13 protein-coding genes are annotated in these 17448 nt (G+C 60.2%); 6 read left to right on the top strand and 7 right to left on the bottom strand.

The window, feature by feature from the left end; genetic code table 11:
• Positions 1–8 precede the first annotated feature (8 nt).
• Positions 9–1193 (bottom strand): efflux RND transporter periplasmic adaptor subunit, encoded by a 1185-nt coding sequence (locus ACILSR_RS04075; RefSeq protein ID WP_395748447.1) that lies wholly within the window; start codon positions 1191–1193, stop codon positions 9–11.
• 428 nt (positions 1194–1621) lie between these two features.
• Here ACILSR_RS04075 and ACILSR_RS04070 point away from each other — a divergent pair, with 428 nt between their 5' ends.
• Positions 1622–2104 (top strand): DUF2127 domain-containing protein, encoded by a 483-nt coding sequence (locus ACILSR_RS04070; RefSeq protein ID WP_395748446.1) that lies wholly within the window; start codon positions 1622–1624, stop codon positions 2102–2104.
• Positions 2105–2437: 333 nt separating this feature from the next.
• Positions 2438–2938 (top strand): hypothetical protein, encoded by a 501-nt coding sequence (locus ACILSR_RS04065; protein ID WP_395748445.1) that lies wholly within the window; start codon positions 2438–2440, stop codon positions 2936–2938.
• Between the two features lie 48 nt (positions 2939–2986).
• On the opposite strand, the gene ACILSR_RS04060 is transcribed toward ACILSR_RS04065, so the two are convergent.
• Positions 2987–4174 carry a substrate-binding domain-containing protein gene (locus ACILSR_RS04060; RefSeq protein ID WP_395748444.1) on the bottom strand — a complete coding sequence of 396 codons (1188 nt, stop codon included), beginning with the start codon at positions 4172–4174 and terminating at the stop codon, positions 2987–2989.
• 111 nt (positions 4175–4285) lie between these two features.
• Between ACILSR_RS04060 and ACILSR_RS04055 the strand changes: the two genes are divergently transcribed.
• A complete protein-coding gene (locus tag ACILSR_RS04055) occupies positions 4286–5248 on the top strand; it encodes a YHYH protein (RefSeq protein ID WP_395748443.1) in 963 nt (320 codons plus the stop codon).
• 89 nt (positions 5249–5337) lie between these two features.
• The gene (locus tag ACILSR_RS04050) at positions 5338–7869 is read left to right on the top strand and encodes a DEAD/DEAH box helicase (RefSeq protein ID WP_395748442.1); all 2532 of its coding nucleotides are present in this window, start codon (positions 5338–5340) and stop codon (positions 7867–7869) included.
• 78 nt (positions 7870–7947) lie between these two features.
• Here the strand turns inward: ACILSR_RS04050 and ACILSR_RS04045 are convergent, their stop codons facing one another.
• From ACILSR_RS04045 to ACILSR_RS04035, 3 genes are read right to left on the bottom strand one after another with little or no spacing between them, the layout of a single operon-like run.
• The gene (locus tag ACILSR_RS04045; protein ID WP_395748441.1) at positions 7948–10149 is read right to left on the bottom strand and encodes a molybdopterin oxidoreductase family protein; all 2202 of its coding nucleotides are present in this window, start codon (positions 10147–10149) and stop codon (positions 7948–7950) included.
• Positions 10150–10156: 7 nt separating this feature from the next.
• Complete coding sequence (locus tag ACILSR_RS04040; RefSeq protein WP_395748440.1) at positions 10157–11773, bottom strand: DmsC/YnfH family molybdoenzyme membrane anchor subunit; 1617 nt, start codon at positions 11771–11773, stop codon at positions 10157–10159.
• A 28-nt stretch (positions 11774–11801) separates the two neighbouring features.
• Positions 11802–13571, bottom strand: a complete 1770-nt coding sequence (locus tag ACILSR_RS04035; RefSeq protein ID WP_395748439.1) for a NirA family protein — start codon at positions 13569–13571, stop codon at positions 11802–11804.
• A 3-nt stretch (positions 13572–13574) separates the two neighbouring features.
• Between ACILSR_RS04035 and ACILSR_RS04030 the strand changes: the two genes are divergently transcribed.
• Positions 13575–13820, top strand: coding sequence for a DUF433 domain-containing protein (locus tag ACILSR_RS04030; protein ID WP_395748438.1), 246 nt, complete (start codon positions 13575–13577; stop codon positions 13818–13820).
• Entirely contained in the window at positions 13817–14128 is a 312-nt protein-coding gene (locus ACILSR_RS04025; protein WP_395748437.1) for a DUF5615 family PIN-like protein, read from the top strand. The genes ACILSR_RS04030 and ACILSR_RS04025 overlap by 4 nt, the downstream gene beginning before the upstream one ends.
• Positions 14129–14141: 13 nt before the next feature.
• Here the strand turns inward: ACILSR_RS04025 and ACILSR_RS04020 are convergent, their stop codons facing one another.
• Together ACILSR_RS04020 and ACILSR_RS04015 are read right to left on the bottom strand one after the other, a co-directional pair.
• Positions 14142–15770 (bottom strand): sulfite reductase flavoprotein subunit alpha, encoded by a 1629-nt coding sequence (locus ACILSR_RS04020; RefSeq protein ID WP_395748436.1) that lies wholly within the window; start codon positions 15768–15770, stop codon positions 14142–14144.
• Between the two features lie 30 nt (positions 15771–15800).
• Positions 15801–17438, bottom strand: a complete 1638-nt coding sequence (locus ACILSR_RS04015) for a protein kinase domain-containing protein (RefSeq protein WP_395748435.1) — start codon at positions 17436–17438, stop codon at positions 15801–15803.
• Positions 17439–17448: the final 10 nt, after the last annotated feature.

Here is a 17448-nt window from a genome sequence, read left to right as displayed (position 1 = left end):
GGCTGCCTTTACTCTGCCTTCAGCTTGAGGTGCTTGTAGGCCTCTTCTGATTTCACAAACTCATACTCATGGGCCTTGGCACCATCGTGTGCCTGCCGCAGCCCTTCAAAGATGATCCGGTCAAATTCGGTGACGCCGCTGCCGACGACGAAGAGGTCTTCCAGTTCATCTGTGATCGTGAGCTTAACCTGGTGGAGGATTTCGTCCTTGTCCACGGTGAAGGCATAGTGCTCTCCATCGAGCTCGAAGGTGGACTTCTGCGGGATGAGCACCACGTTTTTGAGAGACTTGGTCATCTGGATGTTGCCGGTCTCGCCATGGCGGAGAAGGCGGTCAGGATTCGGGAAGTCCGCGCGGAACTGGATGGTGCCGGTGCGGTTGTCGAACTCGCCTTCGATGACATTGATGCGGCCCTTCTGATTGAAGAGCTGGCCATTGGCCATGATGAGGCGGACCTGCTTGCTTTCCTCGGACTGCTCATGGGAGGCATACTCGAGGTACTCGGCTTCGGGGACATTGAAATACACCCACATCTCGCTGTTGTCAGACAGGGTGGTGAGCAGGTCCCCCTCGTTGACGAGGCTGCCATTCCGCAGGTGCAGGCGGTCCATGATGCCTGTGAAGGGCACCTTGATGTCGGTAAAGCCGAGGTGCGCCTGCTTGAGGTTCACCGTGGCGAGCTTGTCGTCCCATTCGGCCTTGGCCATGGCGAGCTCCCGGTCTGAGACGACGGACGTTTCCGTGAGGCGCTTGGTGTTCTCGTATTTGACCTGCGCGACCTTGGCATCCGCCTCGGCGCTTTTCAGCTCCGCCTGGTAGGCCAGGGCGAGGATCTTGAACATGGGCTCCCCTTCTTTGACGAGCTGGCCTTCATTGACGAAGATCTTTTCCAGGTAGCCGCGCTCCAGAGCGCGGATCTCGATGTTCCGGCACGAGCGGATCTGGCACACAAACTCATGCTTGAGGTCCATGTCACGACGGATCGGGTTGGTCAGAAGCAGCTGGGACTCTTCCTCCTCCTCTTCTCCGTGCGCGTGGGCATGGCCGCTTTCTTTGCAGCTGCTGAGGGAAAAGCTGGCCACCATGCCGATGCACATCAGCGCTTTCCATGGGGCGACTTTCAGCCCTCCTGCCGTGGATTTTTCAGCAGATTCAAAAAACCTGACGAGGACGCTTTTCAATCGAAGTCTCATATGGGGATGCACGATACTAAGCCGACGAGCTTCAAAGTAAAGTGAAGCAACGCGCGGTGGCCGGCAGGAGTGAATACGAGGCCTGTGGAGGCGGTCTTTGAGCGAATCACGCGAAAGCATTGGGTAGGACTCACGCCTATTCTCAAATAAGCCCCTCAAACAACGCTCCGCGCAGGAGAGAACAAAAAGCAACAGCCCCCATGCCTCCTTGGTCGCATCACCACGGCATACATGCCTCACCTATGCCGAATCCAGCGCTGAGAGGATGAGTTCATCCCCACTCAAAGGGTGTCATTTTTTCTTCAAAAAACGCGCCCGATTTGGAGCATTCAGGCCATGCACTGCACATCCGATCGTGGTGCCCGCTACGATGCACCGAGATGCATGCCGATTTCTGATTGCCGCACCATACCTTTCGCGCATGCTTCATGATGACCCCCTCCCGCCTGCGCAAAAGTCTTGATGTGGTGGCTGCTCTCGAAGCCGCCAAAGGGATCGTCGTGCTTCTGGCGGGCTTTGGCCTGCTGGGGCTGCTGCACCGGGATCTGCACGAGCTGAGCGGCCAGATCGTGAGACAGATGCACCTGAATCCGGCGAGGAAGTATCCGCATATCTTCATGGATTTGATGGACAAGCTCAATGACCACCGGCTGTGGATGATGGCGGGGATGGCGCTGCTGTATTCCACGATCCGCCTGGTGGAGGCCTACGGGCTGTGGAAACAAAAGACATGGGCGGAGTGGCTGGCGCTGTTGGGCGGCTGCATCTACCTGCCGCTGGAGGTGTATGCGATCTATCGCAAGGTCACCTTCGTGCACGTCTCCGCGCTGGTGGTCAATCTCGTGATCGTACTGCTGATGGGGGCCGTGCTGCTGCAAAAACGGCGGAAGAAGCAGGCGCAGGAGGGGTGAAAATGACTGCGGGAGGCAGCGGCATGAGGCGGACGGATTTTCATCTTCCTTGCCAAGCTCTTACACCGTTCTGACACATTCCGGCCGGGTTGTGCGAATCTACCACCAGACAACGGGAACGGCACAAGGCCGCCGGTCTGACAAACAAACAAATTTCAGTAGTGAGTGGTTCCTGCATGGCTGTTGGTACGCACTTCCAAAAAACGGGGCGGATCGAGTGATCCGCCCCGCTTTTTTTTGCCTCCGGATGCGGGACCTCCCTCCAGAGGAAAAATGACAGGAGACCAGGGCGGCCCGGAGGTGCGATGAACGGATGACAACCGTCTCATTGCCATGAAGCCTGCGCAGATCGCCGCGACCCTGCTGCTCACCGCATTTCCTGCGCTGGCACCCGCGGCCACCATGAAGCTGCCGGAGGTGAAACCGGCGGTAACCGCGAACCTCCCAGATGACTGGATGCCGGAGAGGTCCGCGACCGGCGTGCTGGCCGAGTCCCCGGACAATGTGGCCACGATCTATCTGGAAGTGGTGGCCGAGGAGGAAGTGGAGTCTCTCATCGAAGACAGCATCCAATGGCTCACGGAAAAGCACGAGGTGAGCGTGGACACCGCCACGAAGGCAGTGAAGGATTTCGAAGAGGGCGGGCGCAAATGGAAGCGCTTCATCTGGACTGGCAACAGCAGGGAGTGGGGGCCGACGGTGATCGGATTTCTCTCCACCGATGCAGGCAGTGGCAGGCTGCTGACCGTGACCTACTGGGTCTCAAAGCGGGACAGCGAGAAAAGCCTGGAAGCGCTGGGCAAGATCTTCACCAGCGTGAAGCCGGTGCCTTGATGCGGAGGCGCTTGCTGGGAATTCATTTGGCTCCTAACCCTCCACACCTCACACCGAGCGCTGCTTCCGAAACTCCCCGGGCGTCATACCCGCGCGCTTCCGGAACGCCCCGGCCATGTACTGCGGGTGCGTAAAGCCGCAGCGCGCGGCGATGGCATCGAGCGTAAGATCGGTCTGCGTCAGCAGCTTTTCCACGGCGGCAAAGCGGATGCGGTTGATCTCCTCCCCAGGGCTGCGGCCGATGAGCGCCTTCATACGACGCTCCAGCACGCTGCGGGAGAGGGCGGTCTCGCGTGCCACCCGCGTGACGTCGATCTGCTCAGTGGCATGCTGGCGGATGTAGCGCAGCGCAGCGGCAATGCGTGGATCTTCCACCGCGACGATATCGCTCGACTGGCGCACGACGATGTCTCCGGGGGCGAGCAGGTGTTTCTCGCCCTGCTTGGGAATGCGCTGCTTTGACATCCATTCATCGAGGATGCGCGCGGCTTCGTACCCCACGGCCTGACCGCGCAGGCGCACGCTGGAGAGAGGAGGCGATGCGGTATCGCACAGCATGTTGTCATTCTCCGCACCGACGACGGCGACCTCCTCCGGCACGGCGATGCCGGCGCGGCGTGCGGCATCGAGCAGCCAGAAGCCGAGCTGATCATTCACGGCAAAGATGCCGACGGGCTTTTCCAAAGAGATGAGCCATTCGGACAATGCGCGCTGGTGCTCGTCCCAGCGGAGAGGCTTCTTTTTGCCTGCGCTGCCCGATTTGAACATGGAGCACTCAAATCCGTGAGTACGCAGAGTCTGCGCGAAGTACTCGCTGCGCTCGACAAAGAAGGCCTCCGAGGTGTCGATGTAGCAGGCGAAGCGCTGGAAGCCGCGATTGCGCAAATGCTCCGCCACGCGGGTGCCGACGATGCTGTTGTCCATGCCAACGAAGGGAAACGAATGAGGCAGCACGGTGGTGCGCAGCTCGATGACGGGGAGCTTGGTGGCCTTGAGCTGGCGCAGAAGGGCGTCATCCACGGTGCGGGAGAGGATGCCATCGCCGGGCCAGTCTTTGAGCCAGTCGGGGAAGCGGCTGCGAAGATCGCGCGGCTCCAGATAGAGAGACCAAGGGCCATGCTCCGCCACGTAACGACGCACGCCGCGCACGATGTCACGCCCGTACGAACGTGAGGTATCGACGAGAACGGCGACCTGCGGGATGCGGCTGGGGTTTGAGCGTGGGGCCTGCGGCATGGTGGAGATGCAAACCGGAAGCAGCCCCCGGAAGCAAGCAGGAATCGTCGCCATAGGCGCGGAGATTATTTTTTGTAACGAAATAACAGAGGAAGGGTTATGCTGGACGACATGCGTTCCCGTCGCTCTTCCATCTCCCCTGCCCTGCTGCTGAAAATCAGCGGTGCTGTTTTTGTGTCTGCCTGCCTCGCGGCATCCTCACAGCTGCCGCCGAGTGTGGTGAAGATCACCACGGATGATCAATACCGCCGCATTCAAGCCAATGGCATACCCGACCACACGCCGGGCCAGTTTCCGAACCGGCACAATCCGAATGTGATCGGTCCGCAGAGCTATGACTACAAGGTGCCGCTGCATCCCAAACTCGCGGAGAAGCCCTCCCCCTTTCGCATGCAGCCCTTTGGCATCGCGGTGAATGGCGTGGTGTTTGATCCCTTTGCCGCAGAATGGTGGCAGGGCAATCCGAGCAGCGGCTGGCAGTATGAACCGCACGGAGGCGCGATCGATCTCGGGCTGGATGCCAGCAATGCACATGTGCAGCCAAACGGCGCCTACCATTACCATGGCATCCCAACCGGCCTCGTCGAGAAAGCCGGTGGCGACAAAACCAAAATGGTGCTCGTGGGCTGGGCCGCGGATGGCTTCCCCATCTATAACCAGTGGGGCCACAGCGAAGCGAAAAACGCCAGCAGCCCGCTGAAGAAACTCACGTCCAGCTATGACATCAAAAAAGGCACGCGCCCAGCGGAATCCCCCGGTGGCAAGTATGACGGCGCCTTTGTGCAGGACTACGAATACATCGAGGGCAAAGGCGATCTGGATGCGAGCAACGGGCGCTTCGGCGTGACGCCTGAGTTTCCTGAGGGCACCTACCACTACGTGCTCACCGACACCTATCCCTACATTCCACGCCAGTTTGCCGGCACGCCGGATGCCAGCTTTGAACGGCGCGGACCTCCCGGTGGCGGCTTTGGTCCGCCCGGGCGTGGCAGGCGTGGTGGCCCTGGTGGTGGCCCGCCTGGAGGTCCTCCCGGAATGCGCCCGCCGCCGGGCTTTGGGCCGCCGCCGTTTTGAAAGTAGTCCAGTTGCGCCGCAACTGGAGTTGATGGGATTGATACCAGACCAGTTGCGGTGCACTCGTGCCATTCTATGGGTGAGTGCTCATGACCGACCACCCGCTGCTGCGCCGACTGCCCAAATCCACTGACTGCTCAAATGACGAGCTGCTGGCGGCGTTTCTGGACTATGTAGCAGAGAAAAACCTGGAGCTGTACCCGGCGCAGGAGGAAGCCATTCTGGAACTTTTTGATGATCGCAATGTAATCCTCAACACACCGACGGGCTCGGGAAAGTCACTGGTGGCGCTGGCGCTGCACTTCCGCTCACTGGCAAAGGGCCGACGCTCCGTATACACCTGCCCGATCAAGGCGCTGGTGAATGAGAAATTCCTCTCGCTCTGCCGCGACTTTGGCCCGGACAACGTGGGCATGGCCACCGGAGATGCGACGGTGAACCGCAACGCGCCCATCCTCTGCTGCACGGCGGAGATTTTAGCCAACTACGCGCTGCGCGATGGAGCCGACGCGCCCTTCCGCGAGGTGATCATGGATGAGTTTCACTACTACTCGGACAGGGAACGCGGCGTGGCGTGGCAGGTGCCGCTGCTAACGATGAGCAACGCACGCTTTCTGCTGATGTCCGCCACCATGGGCGGCAGCGACTTTTTCAAGGAAGGACTGATGCGCTTGACCAAAGCGGAGACGACCATCGTGGCCGCGTATGAGCGCCCGGTGCCGCTGGAGTTCAGCTATGCGCAGACATCGGTGGATGTGACGCTGCAAGAACTCGTGGCGGTAAACAAAGCACCGGTGTATCTGGTGCACTTCACGCAGAATGAGGCCGCACAAGCCGCGCAGGATTTAATGAGCCTGAATTTTTGCAGCGCAGCAGAAAAAGCGGCGATCAAAGAAACGATGGCGAGCGCGAAATTCACCAGTCCCTATGGCAAGGAGGTGAAGAAGTATCTGAGCCATGGCGTGGGCATTCATCATGCGGGGCTTCTGCCGAAGTATCGCGTGCTGGTGGAGAAGCTGGCGCAGCGTGGGCTGCTGAAGGTCATCTGCGGCACGGACACGCTGGGCGTGGGTGTGAATGTGCCCATCCGCACCGTGCTGCTGACGCGGCTGAGCAAGTATGGCGGTGAGAAGGTGGCCACGCTGAGCGCACGTGATTTCCACCAGATCACCGGACGTGCGGGACGTCGCGGCTATGATGATGTGGGCTTCGTGGTCTGCCAGGCACCGGAGCATGTGGTGGAGAATGCGAAGATGGAGGCCAAGGCGGCCGGCGATGTGAAGAAGATGCGCAAGATGGTGAAAAAGAAACCGCCCGAGGGTTTCGTGGGCTGGAACGAGGACACATTTAAAAAGCTGCAAAACGCCGCGCCTGAGCCTCTGGCATCGCGCTTCCAAGTTTCTCACGGCATGCTGCTGCAAGTGCTCAGCCGCAAGGGCGATGAGTGCGCGGCCATGCACCAGCTCATTGCGGATTCGCATGAGACCACCAAAGCGAAGACACAGCATGAGAAACGGGCGTGGGAGCTGTTTCGCTCCCTGGTGCAGCGGAAGATCATCGAGATCATCCCGCCCAAGCAGCGCGATGCGGACGGCACCAAGCTGCAACTGAATGTGGAGCTGCAGGAGGATTTCTCGCTGAACTACACGCTCTCGCTGTATCTCATCGACACGCTGGCGCTGATTGATCCTGGATCACCCACGTATGCGGCGGATGTGATGACGCTGTGCGAGTCCATCCTCGAAAACCCGGACATCATTCTGCGCCGTCAGCTCGATCAGGTGAAGGACGAGGCCATGGTGGCGATGAAGAACGAGGGCATTCCCTTTGAGGAACGCATCGCGAAACTGGAGGAGCTGGAATATCCGAAGCCCTGCCGCGACTTTATCTACAACACCTTCAACGCCTTCAGCGACGCGCATCCCTGGGTCGGTCAGGAGAACATCCGGCCCAAGAGCATCGCACGGGAGATGTTTGAGAATTTTAGGAGCTTCAGCGACTACATCAATGACTATGACTTGCAGCGTACGGAGGGCGTGCTGCTGCGGCACCTTTCCAGCGTGCACAAAGTGCTGGCTCAAACCGTGCCCGACAACTTCAAGACGGAGCCGGTCCAGGAGATGGAGGCATGGATCGCCGGTGTGCTGCGCGGCACGGACTCCAGCCTGCTGGATGAGTGGGAACGCATGCGGGACCCCAATTTCAACCCGGATGAGGCGAAGGAGAAACGCGAAGAGGCCCCAGACATCACACGCAACAAGCGTGAATTCACCGCGCTCATTCGCACAGAGATCTTCCGCTTTTTGCGCGGGCTCTCATTGGAGAATTATGCCGCAGCGATCGGCACAGTGGGAGGTGGATGGAATGCCGACACCCTGGCTGCGCAGATGGAGCCGTACTACGCCGACCACGAGCGCATCCGCCTGGACAACGAAGCCCGCAACGGTCGCCACACCTACGTGGAACCGAGCGAGGACCACGCAACATGGCGCGTGTGCCAGGTGCTCATCGATCCCGAAGAACTGAACGACTGGCAGGCCGAGTTCAGCGTGGACTTGGCGCAGGCACGCGAGGATGGGAAGCCAACGCTGGTGCTGAAGAGTGTTCGGCGGATTGGATAAGTGATGCGGGCACTCCTGCCCGCAATTCGAAGCACCCAGGATGTTCGTTGCGGGCAGGAGTGCCCGCATCACTTGGGACTACCTCTCCACCCGCACCGCCGAGTGCTTGTAGCTGGGCTGGCGGCTGTGGGGATCAAACGACGCGTGCGTGAGCTGGTTCACTCGCGGATCATGCATCGGGAGGAATACCTCCCCAGCAGAAACAGTTGTCGTCAGCCGGGCTATCGCAGAGAGCATCGCGCGTTTTGATACAACACGGACGTGCATGCCATCGCGGATGCTGAGGCGGTATGCGTCCTGCGGATTCAGATCGAGCATCAACTCCTCCGGCTTCATCTTCGAAAGAACGGCAGATTTCCCCGTGCGCGTCTCGGTGTGCCATTGCGCGCTGGTACCGCGACCGGTGATGAGGATGAGGGGATACTCATCGCTGCGCAGTTCGGGCGCAGGCTGCGGCTCGTCGAAGAGGAACTTCGCACGCTTGTCAGGGGTGTAGAACTGGCCGTCCGCAAACAGGCGGCGCTCCTTGCTGGCGCGGATTTCATCGCTCGCGGCACGGGGGAGAGGCCACTGCACGCCGCCGGATTTTTGCAGCATCTCATGACCGGAAATACCAGTGATGTCGCAGGGCTGGTCCTCCGTGCAGCGCTGCAGCACGCGGAAGACCGCCTCCGGAGTGCTCCAGCCACGGAACAGATCCGCACAGCCCCAGTAATGGGCGATGAGGCGGAAGATGTGGAAGTCCGCCAGCGCCTGACCGGGCGCGCGACGCACCTTGGGGCTGTAACCGATGCGGCGTTCGCTGTTGATGAAGCAGCCTTCCTTTTCTCCCCAGCCTGCGGCAGGCAGCACGAGGTGCGCACGCTTGGCGGTCTCAGTGCTGCAATACATGTCCTGCACGACCAGAAAGTCGAGCTTGTCGAGAATGCGGTTGATCTCGTTCTGATCGATCCAGGAGTGGCTCGGATTCGTGGCCACAAACCAGATGGCCTTCACCGTGCCTTCATCCGCAGCTTTGAGGATCTGGTCATAAGCGAGGCTGGGGCGGTCTGGAATGCGCTCCACCGGAATGCCCGTGGCGGCGGCGATTTTTTCACGATGGCGTGGATTGCGGAAGTCGTGGCCGCCGAGCAGGTTGGTAGTGTTTGAGAACAGACGCGAGCCCATGGCATTGCATTGGCCCGTGATGGAGTTGGCACCGGTGCCGGGCTTGCCGATATTGCCCGTCATCAAAGCGAGATTGATGATGGCCTGCGCGGTGCGTGTGGCCTGATGTCCCTGATTCACCCCCATGGTCCACCAGAAGGAGACGCGCGGCGTTCCTGAGATGATGGTCTGCGCGAGATGCAGCAGGCGATGCACGCTAATGCCCGTCTCCTGCGAGACCCGCGCCGGATGGAAGTCCGCGAGGAACGACTGAAACTCATCAAAGCCGCTGGTGTGCTGCTCCACGAAAGCGGTGTCCACTCCGCCGTCGCGGATGATGAGATGGGCGATACCATAGAGAAACGCGAGATCGCTTTTGGGTTTGATGGCATAATGCTGGGTGGCTGCCATGGCCGTCTCCGTGGTGCGGGGATCGACGACGACGATCTGTGGCTGGCGTTTGTTGCGCAGCACGCGCTGCCACATGATGGGATGGGCGATGCAGGGATTGGCCCCGATGAAGACGAGCACATCGCTTTCTTCAAAATCGGCATAGGTGAAGGGCGGCGCATCAAATCCGAAGCTCTCCTTGTAGGCGGCGACGGCGGTGGCCATGCATTGGCGGGTGTTGCCATCGCCATGGATCATACCCATGCCAAATTTGGCGAGAGCGCCGAGGAAGGCCATCTCCTCAAACATGATCTGCCCGGTGCTCAAATACGCCGCAGCCTCGGGGCCATGCTTGGCCTGCACGGCGCGCATTTGATCGCAAAAATACTGCAGCGCGGTGTCCCAATCGACCTCCTTGCCATGCAGCAGCGGCATGCGTGCGCGGTCCGGGGCATCCAGCACGCTGAGCGCCTCCCAGCCTTTGGGGCAGGCGGTGCCGAGATTGACGGGGTAGTCGGGATCTGGCGTGAGATTAACTGCCGCACCGTCCTTGAGATGAATTTTCAAACCGCAGCCGGTGGAGCAAAAGCCACAGATGGCCTTCGTGGCGGCATCCGGCGCCAGATGCGCAGGCACCTGCCCGAGTCCAAACTTCGCAGGCTCGCGCACGAGATCAGCCGTCAAAGGACCATCCCACTCGCGCAGAGTCAGGGCGGGAAGTTTGATGGCAGGTATCTTCATCATGATCAGATCAGTTGCCCGGCATTTTTGAGCCTGCGGAGGCGATGAAAAAATGCAGCCGCTCCAGCAGCTGGCTGCCAAACGTGAGCAGCAGAGAGAGGCTGAGCATCCACGGCACCGAGGCGCCGGAGGAGATCAACACCGGAATAAGCAGCCCCGTGGCGACGAGGAGAAACGCGCGCACTTCCATCTGCGCTGAGAGATGTTTCTGCATGATGCGCGCCGATTTGTGCCAGGGGCAGTCCTCATCCTGCAGGGCGCTACGATAGGCTGAAATTTCACGCGCCGACACAGCCCATCGGCATGCCAGCGCAACAGCCATGGCCCATGGGAAGACGACCACACCTGCCCAGCTCCACACCGTGGCGCACAAGCCCGCGCCCAGCAGCAGCATGGTGCCAAGGAATTTGGCGGCCACATTCTTCAGCGACCAGAAGGGCCGGCGTGTGTCCACATAGACCATGACCGAGCACCAGACCGCTGCCACGGCCGCGAGCGCCGTGCCGGTGACCGCAAGTTTCATCCATTCCAAATCTCCCAGCCACCATGCGGCAAAGATGGCAGCTCCTCCCGCAGGCAGCGCGCCGAAGGCCATGATCTCGCGTGACAGCCATGATTTGCGCCAGCCGAGAAAGGCGCGCCAGGCTTTCAAAGGCTGCCCGAGATGCAGTGTGCTCAAACCCACGCCAATCATTCCCACAGCTAGCGCCGCCGCGCTGGTGATCGCGGCCTGAGTCAGCGTGAGGCAGTGCATCCACAGCGCGATGGCGCAGCCGATGAATCCGCCCGCGCTCATTTGTGTGAGCACCAGCATCCATGCGAGCGGATCGTGATGCCCGGGATCAAGATCCAGCCGTCCGGCATCCGCGGCTCTGGCGGCAGCAGGCACCGGCTGAGAAGAGACATAGCGTGTGGTGGGCCGCGTGTAGCTGGAGTCAAACGCCCCGGCAATGATGCTGCCACGGTCTGCCACGGCATCGAGCTTCACGACCTTGATCTTGATGGCCTCATTGGGGCAGGACTGCACGCAGGCAGGTGCTTCACCTTCCGCCAGGCGGCCCTGACACATGTCGCACTTCCTCACAATGCCGCGCTTGAAATTGAACTTCGGCACGTCATACGGGCACTTCAAAATGCAGTAGCTGCAGCCGATGCACTGGTCATCCAAATGACGCACGATGCCCGTGACCTCATCTTTGTCATAGGCCAGCACCGGGCAGCCTTCCGCACAGGCAGGTTCTGCACAGTGGTGGCAGGCCGTGGTGACTGTTTGCAGATAGGGCTGCTTCCGTGTGCCCACCAGCAGGCCCATGTCCCGCCAGCTCTCCCCTTCATCCAGCCCATTCAGCGAATGACACGCCGCCACGCAGGCCTTGCACCCAGTGCAGGCATCAAGATTGACCTCAAACGCATACTGCTCGCCCGTATTCGGTTTGCTGAGCGGTATGAGATGTGTGAAGCGCTCCCGCACTGAGCGAGAATCAAACTCTTCAGAAAACAATGCCACCGGCGTGCGGAGCGTCTGCTGCTCGCGGAGCGCTTCATTTATGATTTTTGATTTATGATTTATGATTTCAGGGACAGCACCCGCGCTGCCTGAGATCATGTCTTCCAAATCATAAATCATAAATCGTAAATCATAAATGGCCACGACCTCATGCTGCCGGATCGAATGCGATCTGCAGCTCCCCCACCGTGTGCCGGTTGCAGAAGCTGTGGAAACTCTCGCCCTCCGTGCGTTTGCTTTGATATCCCTTCAGCATGCCTTCGAGGGTGCTGCCGAGAGATTCAAAGGCCACACCGCTGAAGATCTGACGGCCGATTTTGCGGTTCTCGCCAAAGCCGCCACCGACGGTGATGTGGTAGCCCTCTCCGCTTTCCGATTTCACCTTCGTGCCGAGGAGACCGATGTCTCCCATGAAGTGCTGGGCGCAGGAGTGAGCGCAGCCGGTGAAGTGAATGTTCACGGGCTTGTCCAGTTTCACGCGCTTGTCGAGATACTCCATCATGGCGATGGCGTGCCCTTTTGTGTCACTGGCGGCAAACTTGCAGTACTTGTTTCCCGTGCAGGCAACGAAGCCGCTTTTGAGATTCGACTGCTCGCTGGGAAAGCCGAGTTTCTTCAAGGACTTCGCCACCGTCGCGGCGTAGGCGCTCTTGATGTTTGGAATGATAAAGTTCTGCCACACGGTGAGGCGGATCTCTCCCGAGCCGTAGCTGTCTGCGAGATCAGCGATGCGGTCGAGCTGCTTCGCAGTGAGCTGGCCGACGGGAACACTCGCGCCGATGTAAACGAGTCCTTCCTGCTTCTGCGGAAAGGTGCCCACATGGGAGTGGCCCTGCTGGGAAAATTCGCGCTTCGCCTGGCAGGGAGCATCGGGTTCGAGGCGGGTGAGCTTGAACTTGAGGAATTGCTCGGTCTCTGCCAGCACACCGTCCAGGCCCTTGTCTTCGACGACGTATTTGAAGCGGGCCTTTTTGCGATTGATGCGGTCGCCAAATTTGATGAACACGCGCAGCAGCGCGACCATGACGTCATTGAGCTGCTCGGGCTTCACGATGACGCCCCAGTCGCTGGCGAAGGTCTGATGTCCGGTGACGCCGCCGAGCGCGATGCGGAAGTACACGCCGGGTTCGATGCCCTCGCTGTTCTCGCCGATTTTCACCGCGCTGGCACCGATGTCATTGGTGTCCTCCACAGCGGAGATGAGGCCGCCGCCGTCGTAGGCGATGTTGAACTTGCGCGGCAGATCGTAGAACTCCTTGGAGGCAATGATGAGCGTGGCGAGCTCATTCACCAGCGGACGCACATCGATGAGTTCATACGGGTCATAGCCGGCGCATGGGTTCATGGTGATGTTGCGGATGTTGTCCGCGCCAGCACCTTTGGAGTGAAGGCCGCAGCCCTGAATGCGGCGCAGCACCTCGGGGCAGTTTTTCGGCTCGATGAGACGAATCTGGAAGTTGTTGCGCGTGGTGATCTGGATGTAACCCGTGGTCAGCTCACGTGCGATGGCGGCCAACTCGCGTAGCTGGTAGCTTTTCACAATGCCACCGGGAATGCGCAGGCGGCACATGTAGCCGTCCTTCACCGGATTGAGCCAGAAGAGGCCGTTCCATTTGTAGCGGAAGACGGATTCAGGTTCCGGCTTCGCATTCCAGCGTGCGTCCATGACGAGCTGCTCGATGGCATCAAACGGATGCAGTTCGCGTTTGATGCGCTCTTCCTTGGTGAGGTCATCCAGCGCGGGGCCCGCAGGAGCAGCGGCAGCAGGCGCAGGTGCCAGATCACCAAACGAGACTCCACCAGCGGCGATGCCGGCAAAGAAGCCTTCGAGGTAGCGTTTCTGCTCTCCGGAAAAATCCACGTCGGGGGAAGGCACTATCCCGAGGCTTGATTTAGGAAGTGGTGTGGCGATACTCATGGCATGAAGGAATTTGACTGGTCTGAATGTCCGTCGGTTTGGATCGACGCTGAGCGCCTCAGCGGCGCGCCAGCATTTCGCGGCACGCGCGTTCCAATTTCCGCGCTGTTCAACAACCTCGGCAGCGGAGCGAGCATCGCTGATTTTCTGGAGTGGTTTCCTGGAGTGACGCACCAGCAGGTCAAAGAGGTGCTCTCCTTTGCGGCAGGGCGTTCGACTGTCAGCTCCACGCTTAGCCTGGCAGCATGAAGATTCTTCTGGATGCCTGTGTTCCCATGCCTTTGCGCAGGCATCTGGGCGATCATTCCGTGGAGCATGCCAGCAGGCGTGGATGGCAGGAGGTCAAAAATGGCGAGCTGCTGAAACTGGCCGAGGCGGAGTTCGACCTGTTCATCACCTCCGACAAGAATCTGGGCTACCAGCAGAACATCGCGGTTCGGAAGATCGCGATCCTTGTGCTTTGGACCAATGACTGGCCGTCCCTGATGACTAGAGCCAAAGAGATCGAGGATGCCGTAAACAGCATGAGTCCGGCGGAGTTTCGTGAACTCGCGTGAAGATGTTCGAAGGCTAGTAAACATCGCGGGCATAACGTTTCTCCTTTTTCATCTGGTTGACGTAGGCGGCGGCGTCCTCGGGGGACTTGCCACCAGCGGTTTGGATGATGCTGTGCAGGGCATCATCGACATCCTTGGCCATGCGCTTGGCATCGCCGCAGACGTAGAAGTGCGCGCCTTCTTCAAGCCACTGCCAGAGCTCGCTGGCGGCCTGCAGCATGCGGGTTTGCACGTAGATCTTTTCTTCCTGATCGCGGCTGAAGGCGGTGTCCAGGCGTGTGAGATGGCCCTTCTGCACCCACTCAATGATTTGATCGTGATAGAGGAAATCGCTGGCGCGTTTTTGATCACCGAAGAACAGCCAGTTTTTGCCGGGGGCCTTGGTCGCTTCACGTTCTTCCAAGAAGGCGCGGAAAGGTGCGATACCCGTGCCAGGACCGACCATGATCACGGGCTTGGTGAGATCCGTGGGAAGGCGGAAATGATTCGCCGCATGGAAGTAGATGCCCGTCGTTTCCTCAAGCGGCAGACGATCCGCGAGGAAGGTGGAGGCCACGCCTTTGTGCACGACACCATCGGAGCTGTAGCGCACGGCGGCGATGCAGAGGTGCACCTCGTCCGCATGCGCTTTGATGCTGGAGGCGATGGAGTAGAGTCGGGGCTGGAGCTTGCGCAGATTTTCGATGAAACTGGTGAGCGTGATGCCCGTCTCGGCTGCCTTGCCGAAGAAGCCGCGGACTTCGTAGTGCTTGATCAAAGCCTCGCGCAAAGGTGCTGTGCCGCCGTCTGGCAGAGGCACGAGGGCCTGGGAATCGAAGGCATGGGCGGCGATGACGGCATCCACCACTTCAGGACAGTTTTGCACGTGCACCCCGAGGGCGTCTCCCACTTCGTAGGTGAGGCCGCTGCCAGCCAGAGAGAAACCGATGTGGCGCGTGTCTTTGCTGCTGCCGCGTGAGTTGAGGGGGAGGTTGCAGATCAGCTTCGCAGGAAAGGGATTCTTTTTGGTGTAGCCGGTTTCGACTTCCTCCTCTTCTGCTGCCGCTGCGGAGGGAGCGGCAACCGCACCAGTCAGAGCGGTGAAGGCTGTGGCGCTCCATTTTTTGGCGAGAGCGTCAAACTCCACATCGCAATCGACGCGATCAGCGATGCGCTTGGCGCCGAGTTCTTCGAGACGGGTGTCGAGTTTTTTGCCGGCCAGGCAGAAGGTGTCGCCGTAGTTTTTGTCGCCGAGGGCGAGGACGCTGAACTGCACGCCATCGAGCTTCGGGCTGCTGCCGTTTTGATTGATGCTGTCCCAGAAGGAGACGGCATTGTCAGGCATGTCCCCTTCCCCCCAGGTGCTGGTGATGAGGAGGACGTTTTTGTCCTTGATGAGGTCCGCCGGTTGCAGCGAGTCGAGGCCCGCAGCGCGCGCTGCGAAGCCCCGACCCGATGCTTCCCTGGCCAGCCGCTTGGCCAAACTTTCCGCGTTGCCGCTCTGACTGCCGAACGCAATGAGCAAAGGCTGCTTTGATTCCGTGGGTGCGGCTCCAGCTGGAGCGGCACCACGATTGAGGACTCCGGCGAGGAATCCATTCAGCCAGGCGCGTTGCTCGGCTGAGAAGGGTGCGTTTTCAGGAATGAGGGGGACTGATTTCATTGCGGCGGCGGTGGGGGAAATGGGGGCTCATCACTTCTGAGCCAGCAGCTTGAAGAGCAGCCAGGCGGTGGTGAGCAGCAGGACGAAGAATCCGGTCTTGTAGAAGGCGAGCGGATTGCGCTCCAGCAGCGGCGTGTCCTCTTCATAAAAGGGCTGCACGCGCTCAGGATGATTGATGTCGTGGACCAGCTCCGAGTAGTGCTGGTAGCGGCGCTGGGGCTTGATGGCGATGGCGCGGTGAATGACGGCCTCCAGCCACGAAGGGATGTTGGGATTGATTTTGGAAAGACGTTTTGCCGGATGGAAGACGGGCGTCTGGAAACGCTCGATCTCGCCATAGGGGAGCCTGCCGGTGAGCGCCTGATACAGCGTGACGCCCATGGCAAAAATCTCCGTGCGTTCGCTGATGGGCGCGCTGTGAAAACGCTCAGGTGCGAGATAGCTGGCAGTGCCTGCACGGGAGGAGACGGAGAAGATAGAGGCGGCGCTGCCGAGATCGACCAGCTTGAAAGTGAGGCGTGTGTAGTCGCCGATGCAGAGGATGTTCTCCGGCTTGATGTCGCCATGCGCGAGATCGAGGCGCAGCAACACCTGCGCGGCATCCGCGAGGAATTTTCCCAGTGCGATGGCGGAGTCCACGGAGAGCTTGCGCTCGCGCAGCACAGCGGAGAGGCCGGGAGCATCGACAAACTCCATGAGGTAGTAGCGCATGGTCTGCCCGGGCGGCTCATACGAGCGCACGAAGTGGATGGAATGGGCGCGGGTGGCGTTCCAGATTTCGTGCGTGAAGGCTTCGAGATGCTGCGGACTGTCGATGGCCTCGACGGGGGCAAATTTCATCACCACGCGATGGCCGTCTTTCTCGGCCAGCCACACGCGGCTGGTGCCGTGGAAGGAGCGCACGAGTTCGTAACCATCGATCACTTCCCCTTTGTTCAATACCGCAGGGATGGTGAGGGCGCGTGCATTCATGGCGTGAAGTCTGCCGGTCTGATGAACATCGAGCACGAGGGCGCTCATGTCATCGAGGGTCTCGTCTTTTGCCTGCTGCCTTGCGGTGAGCACGATGCTGCGCGCGGAACTGTGGCGCGAGAGGGCGGTGGCTAGCTCCGGCTGCGAGACGTGATTGGACACTCCGTCTGAGCAAAGCAGGGCGACATCGCCATCCTGCAGCGTGAGGGAGAAGCAGGCAGGCTCGATCTCAGCGTTCATGCCGAGTGCGCGGGTGAGGATGTGAGTGCGTCCCTGCTCCTGCTCCACATGCGCGGTGGAGAGCGTGTGCAGATCTCCATTGCGCCAGAGGCAGACGGAGGAGTCGCCGAGATTGATGCCATGCAGCGTGTCGCCTTCGATCACCACGGCGGCGAGCGTGGCCACCATCTCGGTGCGTTCATAGCGCACCTGCGATTCCTGATAAAGCGAGCGGTTGAGAATGCGGGCAAAAGTGTTGAGAGCCTGCTGCGGCGACCACGAGCGCGGGCGCGCGCTGTAGTGCTCGATGAGCGAGCTCACCGCGCGCTTTGCGGCCTCGCGCGCGGGTTCGCCGCTGCCCGCGCCGTCGCTGAGCACGGCAATGACGGTCTGGTCCCACGCACGCACGTCGAATGCATCGGAAGAAGGAGTGCCTTCTTCGCGGGCCATGCCGTGACTGGTGGTGAGGATTTTCATTCGCTGCAGA

Source organism: Prosthecobacter sp. (assembly GCF_044222565.1).
In the GTDB taxonomy this organism is placed as follows: Bacteria; Verrucomicrobiota; Verrucomicrobiia; order Verrucomicrobiales; family Verrucomicrobiaceae; genus Prosthecobacter.
This window is presented reverse-complemented; position numbering and strand designations above follow the sequence as displayed.

What these genes read in the sequence shown, in the direction of transcription:
- ACILSR_RS04045 (WP_395748441.1), bottom strand. Translation starts at nt 10,149, where the DNA reads ATGATGAAGATACCTGCCATCAAACTTCCCGCCCTGACTCTGCGCGAG.
- ACILSR_RS04070 (WP_395748446.1), top strand. Translation starts at nt 1,622, where the DNA reads ATGATGACCCCCTCCCGCCTGCGCAAAAGTCTTGATGTGGTGGCTGCT.
- ACILSR_RS04020 (WP_395748436.1), bottom strand. Translation starts at nt 15,770, where the DNA reads ATGAAATCAGTCCCCCTCATTCCTGAAAACGCACCCTTCTCAGCCGAG.
- ACILSR_RS04030 (WP_395748438.1), top strand. Translation starts at nt 13,575, where the DNA reads ATGAAGGAATTTGACTGGTCTGAATGTCCGTCGGTTTGGATCGACGCT.
- ACILSR_RS04015 (WP_395748435.1), bottom strand. Translation starts at nt 17,438, where the DNA reads ATGAAAATCCTCACCACCAGTCACGGCATGGCCCGCGAAGAAGGCACT.
- ACILSR_RS04065 (WP_395748445.1), top strand. Translation starts at nt 2,438, where the DNA reads ATGAAGCCTGCGCAGATCGCCGCGACCCTGCTGCTCACCGCATTTCCT.
- ACILSR_RS04075 (WP_395748447.1), bottom strand. Translation starts at nt 1,193, where the DNA reads ATGAGACTTCGATTGAAAAGCGTCCTCGTCAGGTTTTTTGAATCTGCT.
- ACILSR_RS04050 (WP_395748442.1), top strand. Translation starts at nt 5,338, where the DNA reads ATGACCGACCACCCGCTGCTGCGCCGACTGCCCAAATCCACTGACTGC.
- ACILSR_RS04025 (WP_395748437.1), top strand. Translation starts at nt 13,817, where the DNA reads ATGAAGATTCTTCTGGATGCCTGTGTTCCCATGCCTTTGCGCAGGCAT.
- ACILSR_RS04060 (WP_395748444.1), bottom strand. Translation starts at nt 4,174, where the DNA reads ATGCCGCAGGCCCCACGCTCAAACCCCAGCCGCATCCCGCAGGTCGCC.
- ACILSR_RS04035 (WP_395748439.1), bottom strand. Translation starts at nt 13,571, where the DNA reads ATGAGTATCGCCACACCACTTCCTAAATCAAGCCTCGGGATAGTGCCT.
- ACILSR_RS04040 (WP_395748440.1), bottom strand. Translation starts at nt 11,773, where the DNA reads ATGATTTATGATTTGGAAGACATGATCTCAGGCAGCGCGGGTGCTGTC.
- ACILSR_RS04055 (WP_395748443.1), top strand. Translation starts at nt 4,286, where the DNA reads ATGCGTTCCCGTCGCTCTTCCATCTCCCCTGCCCTGCTGCTGAAAATC.